The organism is Limosilactobacillus alvi (assembly GCF_016900115.1).
GTDB classification, from domain to species: Bacteria; Bacillota; Bacilli; order Lactobacillales; family Lactobacillaceae; genus Limosilactobacillus; species Limosilactobacillus alvi.
Genome location: NZ_JACJJQ010000106.1, coordinates 1 through 270, shown reverse-complemented (window position 1 = coordinate 270; position 270 = coordinate 1). Strand labels below are relative to the sequence as shown.

At 36.7% G+C, this 270-nt stretch carries 1 protein-coding gene; it reads right to left on the bottom strand.

The genetic code is table 11. The annotated features are described in order from the left end of the window. Positions 1-270 (bottom strand): solute carrier family 23 protein (locus tag H5993_RS09265; RefSeq protein ID WP_275087017.1); only part of this gene is annotated, 270 nt, incomplete at both ends.

The following is a 270-nucleotide window of genomic DNA, read 5'->3' as shown; positions in this document are numbered from 1 at the left end:
CGATAAAAGAAAATACAATAGCAAAAACAGCTGCACCGCCAATTACCCATACACTATACACGCGAGTAATAGCCATAACGCCCATATTTTCACCGTATGTAGTATTCGGTGTAGAACCAACAAAACCAGAAATCACATTTGATATACCATCAGCAAACAATGAGCGATTAAGTCCTGGATTTTTAATCAAATCGCGATTTACGATACTACTTGTAACGACTACATGACCAATATGTTCTGCAAATACAACGAATAAAGCTGGCATAATAA